This is a genomic window from Mycobacterium marinum (genome assembly GCF_003391395.1).
Classification (GTDB): Bacteria; Actinomycetota; Actinomycetes; order Mycobacteriales; family Mycobacteriaceae; genus Mycobacterium; species Mycobacterium marinum.
Genome location: NZ_CP024190.1, coordinates 2,829,299 through 2,841,241 on the forward strand (window position 1 = coordinate 2,829,299; position 11,943 = coordinate 2,841,241).

Annotated in this window: 4 protein-coding genes; 3 read left to right on the forward strand and 1 reads right to left on the reverse strand. The window is 66.3% G+C overall.

Going from position 1 to position 11,943, the window contains the following annotated elements; translation table 11 throughout:
• Nucleotides 1–17: 17 nt before the first annotated feature.
• The 3 genes from CCUG20998_RS11920 (at nt 18) to CCUG20998_RS11930 (ending at nt 10,672) form a co-directional block, all read left to right on the forward strand.
• Nucleotides 18–6,362: a type I polyketide synthase gene (locus CCUG20998_RS11920; protein WP_020728753.1), complete on the forward strand. Its 6,345-nt coding sequence runs from the start codon at nt 18–20 to the stop codon at nt 6,360–6,362.
• Between the two features lie 5 nt (nt 6,363–6,367).
• On the forward strand, nt 6,368–9,457 hold the full coding sequence (locus tag CCUG20998_RS11925; RefSeq protein ID WP_036455880.1) for a type I polyketide synthase: 3,090 nt from the start codon (nt 6,368–6,370) through the stop codon (nt 9,455–9,457).
• Nucleotides 9,458–9,610: 153 nt separating this feature from the next.
• Nucleotides 9,611–10,672, forward strand: coding sequence for a type III polyketide synthase (locus CCUG20998_RS11930; protein ID WP_020728755.1), 1,062 nt, complete (start codon nt 9,611–9,613; stop codon nt 10,670–10,672).
• Here CCUG20998_RS11930 and CCUG20998_RS11935 read toward each other — a convergent pair.
• On the reverse strand, nt 10,655–11,938 hold the full coding sequence (locus CCUG20998_RS11935; RefSeq protein ID WP_099052711.1) for a cytochrome P450: 1,284 nt from the start codon (nt 11,936–11,938) through the stop codon (nt 10,655–10,657). The genes CCUG20998_RS11930 and CCUG20998_RS11935 overlap by 18 nt on opposite strands.
• Between the last annotated feature and the right edge of the window lie 5 nt (nt 11,939–11,943).

The following is an 11,943-nucleotide window of genomic DNA, read 5'->3' on the forward strand; positions in this document are numbered from 1 at the left end:
CTCTACGAGGAGCAATCTTGACGGAAACCACCAAGCATGTTGATTACCTCAAACGCCTGACCGCGGATCTGCGGCGCACCCGCCGGCGGGTCGCGGAGTTGGAAGACAAGCTCTCCGAGCCGGTGGCGCTGGTTGGCATGGGCTGCCGGTATCCCGGGGGAGCGGATTCTCCGGAATCGTTGTGGGAGATGCTGACTCAAGGCCGCGATGCCGTCTCGGAGTTTCCCACCGATCGGGGCTGGGATATCGACGCAATGTTCGATCCGGACCCGGACGCGCGCGGCAAGACCTACACACGGCGGGGCGGATTCCTGGCGGATGCCGGAGACTTCGACGCCGGCTTTTTCGGCGTTGGTCCCAACGAGGCCTTGGCGATGGATCCGCAGCAGCGGCTGATGCTGGAAGTCTCGTGGGAGGCTTTGGAGCGCAGCGGGATTGATCCGACCACGTTGCGCGGCTCCGCGACCGGGGTATTCGTCGGAGTGATTCACGCCGGTTATGGCGGCGAAGTCAAAGGCGAGCTGGAAGGATACGGGCTCACCGGTTCGACATTGAGTGTCGCCTCGGGTCGGGTGGCGTATGTGCTGGGGTTGGAGGGGCCGGCGGTGTCGGTGGATACCGCGTGTTCCTCGTCCTTGGTGGCGCTGCATCTGGCGGCGCAGTCATTGCGTTCGCGAGAGTGCGATCTCGCGCTGGTCGGCGGGGTGACAGTGATGGCGACCCCCGCGGCATTTGTGGAGTTCAGCCGGCAGCGAGCGCTGGCCGCCGACGGGTTGTGTAAGGCGTATGCGGGTGCCGCCGACGGCACCACCTGGTCGGAGGGGGCCGGGGTGCTGGTGGTGGAGCGACTGGCCGACGCACAGCGGTTGGGTCACCCGGTGCTGGCAGTCGTGCGGGGCTCGGCGGTCAATCAGGACGGCGCCTCCAACGGTTTGACAGCACCGAATGGGCCGTCACAGCAACGGGTGATTAGGGCGGCACTGGCCAGCGCTCGGCTGGGGGTGGCCGACGTGGACGTGGTCGAAGGCCACGGCACCGGAACCGTACTGGGGGATCCGATTGAGGCCCAGGCGATTTTGGCCACCTATGGACAGGACCGCACCGAGCCCCTGTGGCTGGGCTCGATCAAATCCAATATCGGACACACCTCCGCGGCGGCGGGCGTGGCCGGGCTGATCAAGATGGTGTTGGCGATGCAGCATGGTGTGCTGCCCCAGACGCTGCACGTGGATGTGCCGACGCCGCACGTGGATTGGTCGGCGGGGGCGGTTTCACTTCTGACCGAGTCACGGCCATGGCCGGATGTGGGGCGCCCCAGGCGCGCGGGGGTTTCCTCCTTCGGGATCAGCGGAACCAATGCGCATGTGATCCTCGAACAAGCCCCCACCGCCGAACACGATCTCGCCGAGCCTGATCGCGGCGCCCCAACCGTGCCGTGGGTGTTGTCGGCGCGTTCAGCACCGGCGTTGGCGAACCAAGCGCAACGGTTGTTGTCCTGGGCCGAAGAGCATCCAGATCTCGACCCGGTGGATGTGGGCTGGTCGCTGGCCGCAACCCGCTCGCTGTTCGAGCATCGGGCGGTGGTGGTGGGCACCGACCGCGTGCAGTTGATGGACGGGCTTGCCGGTGTGGTCGCCGGCGAGCACGGCGCGGGCGTCGTGGTGGGCCGCGCGCGATCGACCGGCAAGACGGTGTTCGTGTTCCCCGGCCAAGGCGCCCAATACCTGGGCATGGGACGCGTTCTGTATGAGCGGTTTTCGGCGTTCAGCACGGCATTCGACGCGGCCGCGGCGGAGTTGGATGCGCACCTGCGGCTACCGCTACGGCAGGTCATGTGGGGCACCGATGAGGGGTTGCTGGAAAGTACAGAGTTCGCGCAGCCTGCGCTGTTCGCGGTGGAGGTCGCGCTCGCTGCCTTGCTGTCACAGCTGGGAGTCGTGCCCGATCTAGTGCTCGGGCATTCGGTTGGCGAGATCTCGGCGGCCCATATTGCGGGTGTCCTGTCCCTACCCGATGCGGCACGGCTGGTGGCGGCCAGGGGCCGGCTGATGGCTGGGCTAGCGGCGGGTGGGGCGATGGTCGCGGTTGCCGCGTCCGAACAGGAGGTGACGCCGCTGCTGGGGTCCGGGGTTGCGGTGGCGGCGGTCAATGGGCCTGACTCGGTGGTGATTTCAGGCCCGGAAGCCGCCGTCGGCGAGGTGGTGGATCGGATTGCGGCACTGGGACGACGGACGCATCGGCTGGCCGTCTCGCACGCGTTTCACTCGGATTTGATGGACCCGATGCTGCTGGACTTCGCCGAGGTGTTGAAGGGTGTCTCGGCGAGCCAGCCGCGGATCAGCCTGGTATCCAACGTTACCGGCCAGCTGGCCGAGGCAGGCTACGGATCGGCAGCGTACTGGGTAGAGCATGTACGCAAGCCGGTGCGCTTCGCAGACAGTGTGGCGTTGGCCGAGTCATTGGGCGCCGCCGCCTTCGTCGAGGTGGGGCCCAGCGGCGGCTTGACGGCGTTGGTCGAGCAGTCGTTGACTCGTGAGACGCCGGCGGTCCCGCTGCTGATCAAGGACCGCCCCGAGAACGACGCGCTGCTCCTCGGGCTAGGTCAATTGTTCGCCGATGGTCGAGCTTTGGACTGGCGTGAGGCGTTTGCGGGCTTGGGCGCACAGCGCACGGACCTACCCACCTATGGCTTTGTGCGGCGTCGCTACTGGCTCAAGGAGCTGGGCGTTGACCAGACCAAGCTCACCGGCGCTGGTCTGACAGGTGTCGGTCACCCGCTACTGGGGGCGGTGGTGGAGCGTCCCGATGTGGGTGGACTGGTGCTGACTGGCGTGTTGTCACCAGAACTGCACCCGTGGCTACGCGATCACACGGTGGACGGGGTGGTGCTGTTTCCGGGCGCCGGATTCGTGGAGCTGGCGCTGCGGGCGGGCGATGAGGTCGGCTGCCCGCTGGTACAGGAGTTGACCTTGCTGGCACCGCTGGCGCTGCCGCAGACCGGCACGGTGCGGATACAGTTGGTCGTCGGCGGCGCCGATGAATCGGGCCGGCGGACCGTGTCGGTGTTTTCGTCGACTGCGGATGGCGATTCGTGGGTGCTGCATGCCGAAGGCGTGCTGCGCGCCAGCGGCGTCGGCCATGGTGCCGACCTGTCGGTGTGGCCGCCGGTGGGCGCATCCGCTGTGGATGTGAGTGACGTCTACGACCGATTCGCCGCCCGTGGTTATGGCTACGGACCGGCATTTCGCGGGTTGCGCTCGGTGTGGCGGCGGGGGCGCGAAATCTATGCGGAAGTGGTCGCTCCCGAGGATGCGACGGTGCAGGGCTTCGGGATCCATCCGGCGGTCCTGGATGCCGCCCTGCATGCCTGGGGGTTCGCCACCGCGACCGATCAATTGATGCTGCCGTTTTCCTGGCAGGGGGTGTCGCTGCATGCGGCGGGGGCGGCGCGGCTGCGGGTACGCATCACCCCGGGGGATGCGGGGTCGGTGTCGGTGGAGCTGGCCGACCCGCGCGGACTGCCGGTGCTATCGGTCAAACAGTTGGTAGTTCGCGCCGTTTCTGGTGAGGCGTTGTCGGCGGCCGTGATTGCGGCCGGAGGCACCATCAGCGGCCGGCTGCTCGAGGTTGCGTGGTCTCCGACATCACCGGAACTCAGCGCGAGCGACTCGGCTCGGGACGTGGTGGTGTGGGAGTCCGGCTCTGCCGACGGTGACGTCGCCGTCGGCCAGCGGGTGAACGAGGCGCTGGCGAAGCTGCAGTCGTGGTTGGCAGGCGATGATCCCGGCGTTCTGGTTGTGCTGACCCGGGGCGCGGTGGGCCTGGCCGGCGAAGGTGTTACCGATTTGGCGGGCGCGGCGGTGTGGGGTCTGACGCGCTCGGCGCAGGCGGAGCATCCGGGGCGCGTCGTACTGGTGGACACCGATGATTCGGTGGACATTGCCGATGCCGTCGCTTGTGGGGAGCCGCAATTGGTGGTGCGCTCCGGTGTCGTACATGGGGCCCGGTTGAGATTCATCGATTCCGGATCAGGGCTGGAACTGCCGGAAGGGCCGTGGCGGTTGGCCGTTGGCGGTGGGGGAACGCTCGAGGATGTGCTGGTGCAGCCGTGTCCTCGAGTGGACCTGGCCGCCGGCCAGGTGCGGGTCGCGGTCGGTGCGGCCGGGGTGAATTTCCGGGACGTGCTGGTGGCGTTGGGGATGTATCCCGGCGGTGGGGCGTTGGGTGCCGAGGGCGCCGGCGTGGTCGTCGAGGTTGGCCCCGGAGTGGAGGGCCTGGCCGTTGGCGATGCGGTGATGGGTTTGGTGGGTGTCGTGGGCTCTGAAGCGGTGGTGGATGAGCGGTTGGTGACGACGGTTCCTGCTGGATGGTCGTTGGCCCAGGCCGCAGGTGTACCGGTGGTGTTCCTCACGGCGTTCTACGGGTTGTCGGTGTTGGCCGGTCTCAAAGCCGGCGAGCGGGTACTGATACACGCAGGCGCCGGCGGAGTCGGTATGGCCGCGGTGGCGCTGGCAAAGTATTGGGGCGCCGAGATTTTCGTGACCGCTAGCCGTGGCAAATGGGATACGTTGCGGGCAATGGGCTTTGATGACGAGCACATTGGTGATTCACGCTCGCTGGAGTTCGAGGAGAAGTTCCGCAAGACCAGCGGCGGCGCCGGGGTGGATGTGGTGCTCAACTCGCTGGCCGGTGAGTTCACCGGCGCGTCACTGCGATTGTTGGTTTCCGGCGGACGATTCATCGAGATGGGCAAGACCGACCTGCGCGACCCACAAGCCGTTGCCGACGAGTACCCGGGGGTGAGCTACCGGGCGTTCGACCTGATGGAGGCGGGCCCGGACGCGATCGCGCGGATGCTTTCCGAGGTCGTCGGACTGCTTCAGGAAGGAATTCTAAAAGCACCGCCGCTCAAGCTGTTTGATGTTCGGTCGGCCCAGCAGGCCTACCGCTACGTCAGTCAGGCCCGCCACATCGGAAAGGTGGTCTTGACCCTGCCGCAGGGACCGGCCGCGCAATCGGTGTTGTCCGGAGGGACCGTGTTGATCACCGGCGGCACCGGGATGGCCGGGGCAGCAGTGGCCCGGCATCTGGTGCAGCGCTATGGCGTGGGCCACGTCGTGCTGGTCAGCCGGGCTGGAACGCAGGCGCCGGGAATCGCGGATCTGGTTGCCGAACTGCAGCAGGGCGGCGCCCAGGTGTCGGTGACCGCCTGCGATGTGGCTGACCGCGATGCGGTCGCGGCGCTGCTGGCGCAGCTGCCGGACCGCTACCCGCTCAAGGGGATATTCCATGCGGCCGGTGTGCTCGACGACGCGGTGCTCGCCTCCTTGACACCGGATCGGGTGGAGCCGGTGCTGCGGGCCAAGGCAGCCGGAGCCTGGAATCTGCATGAACTGACCCACGGCATGGATCTGGCGGCATTTGTCATGTTCTCGTCGCTAGCCGGCATCGCAGGGGCCCCCGGTCAGGGCAACTACGCCGCTGCCAACGCGTTCTTGGACGGTCTCGCCGCCTACCGGCGCGGCCAGGACCTACCCGCTGTCTCGATCGCTTGGGGACTGTGGGAACAACCCAGCACCATGACACAACACCTGGGGGATCGGGACCTGGCCCGGATGAGGCAGGTCGGACTCGATCCGCTTAGCACCGAACATGCCTTGCACCTGCTGGATGCCGCGCTGCTCGGCGAGCGCCCCGGGGTGGTGGCTGCCCAGCTCAATGTCGCTGCGCTGAGCGCCAACCCGGAGGTTCCCCCGATCTGGCGTGACTTGGTCACTCGCTCGGTGCGCCGCGCCGTCGACGCCAACGACAACAGTGCCTCGATGACGGCTCTGATCAGCCGCCTGCACACCCTGAGCCCCGAACAACGTAGCCGCGAACTTGTCGACATGATCTGCACCAACGCCGCCACCGTTCTCGGGAACGCCAGCGTCGATATCGATGCCAACAAGCCGTTCCAGGACCTTGGCTTCGACTCCCTGACTGCCGTGGAGCTACGGAACCGCCTCAAAAGCTCGACCGGACTGACACTTTCGCCCACGTTGATCTTCGACTACCCAACCCCGGCGGCACTGGCCGAACACCTCAGCACCCAACTCAGCTCGCTCTCACCCGCCGCCGCCGATGAACAGCCGAACCGGCTGGCTCGGTTCGATGCGGTGGCCCGCGAACTCGACAGCATGATCAACGAGCCCGACTGGACTGCCGAAGACAGGGAACGGGTGTCGAATCGGCTCCACGGCCTGCTGGCCGACTTGACATCCCCGCAGTCGAGGGGGGAAGACCACAGCCACGATGATGACATCAGCTCCGCCAGCGAAAGCGAACTCTTTGCCATCCTGGACGAGGAACTAGGACCGTAGGCGTGATGTCGCGGGCGACGAGTCTGCGCCGGCAGCATGGCGACGGCGATCAAGAGTTCGCATCGGCTGTGGCGATTATCGGAGTGGCATGCAGGTTTCCCGGTGCGGCCAACCCCGGTGAGTTCTGGGAACTGGTGTCTGAGGGGCACGAAGTCGCCAAACCCATTGACCATGTCGGCGACTTCGATGCCGAATTTTTCAATGTCTCACCGCGCGAGGCGGCGGCGATGGACCCACGGCAGCGACTCGCCCTGGAACTGGCATGGGAACTATTCGAAGACGCCCGCATCGTTGCGGAATCCGTGCGCGGCGAGCCCATCGCCGTCTACCTCGGGGCAATGAACGACGACTATGCGTTGCTGACGCTGGACCAGGCCCCGGACAAGCTCGATCACTACTCGTTCGCCGGGGCCAGTCGGGGGATGATCGCCAACCGGGTTTCCTACGGTTTCGCCCTGCACGGTCCCAGCATGACCGTCGATTGTGGGCAGTCTTCCTCGCTGGTCGCGGTGCACCTGGCCCGCGAATACCTGCGCGGCGCAGGTGGTGCCACGATGGCGATCGCGGGCGGCATTCACCTCAACCTGGCGAGCGAAACCGGCCGGCTGGAAACAGAGTTCGGGGCTGTGTCGGCCTCTGGCCGCACCTACGCATTCGACGCACGAGCCGATGGCTACGTGCGCAGCGAGGGCGGCGGCCTGGTGCTGCTCAAGCCATTGCGCGCCGCGCTCGAGGACGGAAACAGAATCCGCGCAGTAATTCTGGGCGCCGCCGTGGGCAGCGCTGGGCACACGGCGGGTGGACTGGCAGCCCCCTCGGCCGTCGCGGAAGCCGACGTGATGCGGCGGGCGATGGCCAGCGCCGGCGTAGATCCCAACCAGATCGACTACGTCGAGGCACATGGAACCGGCACGCGAATCGGCGACACCACAGAGGCCCGGGCGCTGAGCGAGGTCTTTGCCACACGCGAGACCCCGGTGTGGCTGGGGTCGGTGAAGTCCAATATCGGCCACACCGGCGCCGCTGCCGGAGTCGCGGGCCTGATCAAGACGGTGCTCTCCCTGGAGAATGGCGCAATACCGGCCAGTCTCAACTACGTTGGCGGCAGCGCCGAGACAGACATGGAAAGCCATGGCCTGCGTGTCAGTACCACACTCACACCCTGGCCGCGCGGAGCCGGGCCCCGCCGGGCCGGGGTGTCGTCGTTCGGCATGGGCGGCACCAATGCGCATGTGATCGTGCAACAGGCTCCGATCCCGCAAGAGGCCGTGGCGGACCCCGACGGTACGGAAGCTACCGTGCCGTGGTTGGTTTCGGCGCGTTCTCGGGCGGCGTTGGCGGGGCAGGCGCAGCGGTTGGCTGCGTGGGTGGCCGAGCGGCCCTCGATCGATGTGGCCGATGTCGGCTGGTCGCTGCTGTCGACGCGGTCCGTGTTCGAGCATCGGGCGGTGCTGGTGGGCGGTGATCGCGGCGGGTTCATGGCGGGGTTGGCGGCTTTAGCCTCAGGCGAACCGGGGGTCAACCTGGTCGCCGGACGTGGCGGCTCGGGGGGCAAGACCGTTCTGGTCTTTCCGGGACAGGGGTCGCAGTGGTTGGGCATGGGCCGGGATCTCTATGGCCGGTTCTCCGCGTTCGCCAAGGCTTTTGACGCGGTGGCTGACGCGTTGGACGAACACCTTCGCTTTCCGTTGCGAGAAGTGATCTGGGGTGCGGATGCGTCGCTGCTCGAGGGCACCGAGTTCGCTCAACCCGCGCTATTCGCCCTGGAAGTCGCGTTGGCGGCGTTGTTGCAGGCCTGGGGCGTGGTCGCCGATCTCGTCATGGGCCATTCGGTCGGAGAGATCTCTGCGGCTCACGTGGCCGGGGTGCTATCGCTGACGGACGCGGCGCGACTGGTGTCGGCGCGGGGTCGGTTGATGGCGCAGCTGCCGCCCGGCGGGGTGATGGTGGCGGTAACGGCCAGCGCGGCACAGGTGGCGCCGATGCTGGAGGAAGGCGTCAGTATCGCCGCGGTCAACGGGCCGGATTCGGTGGTGATTTCGGGCCCGGAGGCCGCGACAGCCGTGGTAGCGGATCGGCTGACGGGCCAGGGTTGTCGGGCGCACCGGTTGGCGGTCTCACATGCATTCCATTCGGCGTTGATGGAGCCGATGATGGCGCAGTTCGGCGCCACGATCAGCGGTATCGTCGCCCACGAGCCCCGGATTGCCTTGGTGTCCAACATGACTGGGCAGCTGGCTGCGGCGGGGTACGGAACCGCCAGCTACTGGGTCGAGCATGTGCGCAAACCCGTCCGGTTCGCCGACGGCGTGGCCTTGGCCGAATCATTGGGCGCCGCGACTTTCCTCGAAACCGGGCCGAGCGCAGGCCTGGGTACATCGGTTGCGTTGCTGGCCAAGGGCCGTCCGGAAGTCGAATCCCTACTCACCGCGATGGGCCAGTTGTACGCGGACGGTGCGGACCTGGACTGGCGGGCGGCGTTCTCCGGTCTGCGCGCCCGGACGGTTACTCTGCCCACATATAGCTTCGCGCGGCAGCGGTTTTGGTTGGGTGAAGGCGCTGGCGGGAAGGCCGATAGCAGCGACGAGTCAGGGCTGCGGCCGCGTTTGGACAGCGTGGATTCCAAGGAGCGCTTTCGTCAGCTGGTTGATCTGGTGTGCCTACACGCGGCGATCGTCACCGGCCACTCGAACAGCCACCAGATCGACGCGGAACGTGCCTTCCAAGATCTTGGGTTTGAGTCGATGACCGGGGTGGAACTGCGCAATCGGTTGCGTGCCGCAACCGGCTTAGCGCTGTCTCGAACCATCATTTTTGACTATCCGACGCCAATGGCGCTGGCCCGGCACCTTGATGAACAGCTGTCCGGTGGCAATCACGAAGAATCAGACGACGACAAGATCTGGTCGGTCCTGCGAACCATTCCCGTTCGTGAGCTCAGGCGAAGCGGAATGCTGGACAAGTTATTGCTGTTGGCCGGCCAGGACGAAAGCCCGGCACCCGATGCAGCTGTCAGCGACGATGTCATCGACTCGCTGAGTCCCGAGGCGCTCGTTGCGATGGCGCTCGACTCCGAAGACGACGACCCTGACTGACGAATTTGCACCGCACAGCACAAATTACGCGGCATTGCTGGTCGCATATACGACATGTGTTGAATACGTGCGACTTTGCGAGACCCCGCAGATCCGCCTAAACTTCAGTATCGCTACGGGTGGGCTGGCCGATAAGTAATTGAGGGCAGAGCAATGAGTGTTATCGCAGGTGTGTCTGGTGCGTTACCACCGCATCGTTATAGCCAAAGTGAGATCACCGAGTCGTTTCTCGAGTTCCCCGGCCTGAAGGAACATGAAGAGATTGTTCGGCGCATGCATGCCGCGGCGAAGGTCAACAGCCGCCAATTTGTTTTGCCACTCGAGCAATACCCGGCGCTGACCGACTTCGGCGATGCAAACGAGATCTTCATCGAAAAAGCCGTGGATCTTGGCGTTGAGGCCCTGATGGGCGCGCTTGACGAGGCGGGATTGACGCCTCAGGACATCGACCTGATCATCACCACGACGGTCACCGGAGTCGCGGTCCCGTCGCTGGATGCCCGGATTGCCGGCCGCCTCGGACTGCGCCCCGACGTACGCCGTATGCCGCTTTTCGGCCTGGGGTGCGTGGCGGGTGCGGCCGGGGTGGCGCGCCTGCATGACTACCTGCGGGGTGCGCCCGACGGCGTCGCGGTGCTGATCGCTGTCGAGTTGTGCTCGCTCACTTATCCCGCCGTCACACCCACCGTGTCGGGCATCGTGGGGACCGCGTTGTTTGGCGACGGCGCAGCGGCCGTGGTCGCTGTCGGCGACCGGCGCGCGGAACAGATTCGTGCCGGCGGCCCTGACATCCTCGACTCGCGCAGCCGCCTGTACCCGGAGTCGCTGGACATCATGGGCTGGGATGTTGGGTCTCACGGGCTGCAGCTGAGGCTGGCTCCGGAACTGACGAATCTGATCGAGGAATACCTGCCAGACGACGTTGACGCCTTCTTGGCCATGCACGATCTGACCAAGAACGACATCGGTGCATGGGTGAGTCACCCGGGCGGACCCAAGGTCCTCGACGCGATCACCAACAGCCTCGGGTTGCCCTCGGATGCCCTCGAGCTGACGTGGCGCTCATTGGGCGAAATCGGCAACCTTTCCTCGGCGTCGGTGTTGCACATTCTGCGTGACACCATCGCCAAAGTTCCGCCCAGCGGCAGCCCGGGTCTGATGCTGGCCATGGGTCCCGGATTCTGCGCGGAGCTGGTGTTACTGCGCTGGCACTGAGTCGACGAATTCGACTTTCAACCCCGGTTTGGGGGCCAGTGCCGCAAAATTGGCCGCGCGGATGCGCTGAGCGGGCAACCTAAGCCTGGTGCGCGCGACTAGCCGGGCGAGCAGCACCACCAGCTCGGTGGTGGCCATCGCCGCCCCGATACAGCGGTGCAGTCCGCCGCTGAACGGGATGAACTCATGAGGCGCGGGCTTGCGGTAGTCCGGTGCGGCGGGATCCCAGCGCTGCGGGAGAAACTGTGTGGGATTCGGCCATACTTCGGGGATTCGATGGGTTACGTATGCGCTGAAGATCAGCAGTCGTCCCGAGTTGATCCGGTGCCCGTCGAACCAGAGGTCGCGGATCAGCCGGCGCGCCGAGACCACTCCCGGTGAGTAGAGCCGAAGCGTTTCGTGCACAACGCCATTGAGGTAGGTGAGAGCGCCGAGGGTCTCGGCGCTGGGCGCGGTGCCGCCGAGCACCCGGGCAACCTCGCGGGCCGCCGTCTCCCAGGCGCCGGGCAACGTGAGCAAGGTGTAGGTGGCCCACGCCAGCGCACCGCTGGTGGTCTCGTAGCCGGCCGCGATGAGCGAAACGATGGAGTCGCGAATCTCGTTGTCGCTCAACGCGCAGCCTTCTTCGGAACGGCCGTTGATCAGTGCGGTCAGCATGCGGTCGTCGGGGCTGGGCCCCGCGCGAGCGTTGGCGATTTCAGCATCGATCAGTTCGTCGATGCGGGTGCGCGCGGCCATCGCCCGCCGCCAACCCGGTGAGTTGAGCCGCTGCTGTAGTTGCATCACCTGGGGCAGCCGGTGGGTCAGGTCGATCAGAGGCTGCAGTTGTCGGCCCAGATAGTCCGAATGGGAGGCCAGCCGTAGGCCGAACAGGCTCTCGGTCGTGCTGCGGCGCACCGCGCAACGAAACTCCTGGTAAATGTCCAGTGGTTGCCCTGGCCGCCAGCTGTCGATGACGTTGTCGATGGTGGACACCATGGTGGCGACATAGTCCTGCACGCTTCGGTGTCGCAGTCCGGGCGCCACGATGCTGCGGCGACGGCGGTGATCCTCGCCGTCGCTGACGATCAGTGCGGTCGGTCCATCGACGGGCACCAGGCTCTCGAACGTCTCGCGCCAGCTGAACGCGTCGGCATTGGCGAACACGAACCTGTTCGCCTCGGGGCCCAGCAGATAGACGAAACCGTGGCGCCCGACTCCCGCGTCGATGAATGCACCACGGCGCCGATACAGCGCCAGCAGTGCCTCCCCGGGACGGTAGGGCACCGTCC

Bases quoted from the DNA above. Each gene is read 5' to 3' on its own strand.
- CCUG20998_RS11925 (WP_036455880.1), top strand. From the start codon at position 6,368: ATGTCGCGGGCGACGAGTCTGCGCCGGCAGCATGGCGACGGCGATCAA.
- CCUG20998_RS11930 (WP_020728755.1), top strand. From the start codon at position 9,611: ATGAGTGTTATCGCAGGTGTGTCTGGTGCGTTACCACCGCATCGTTAT.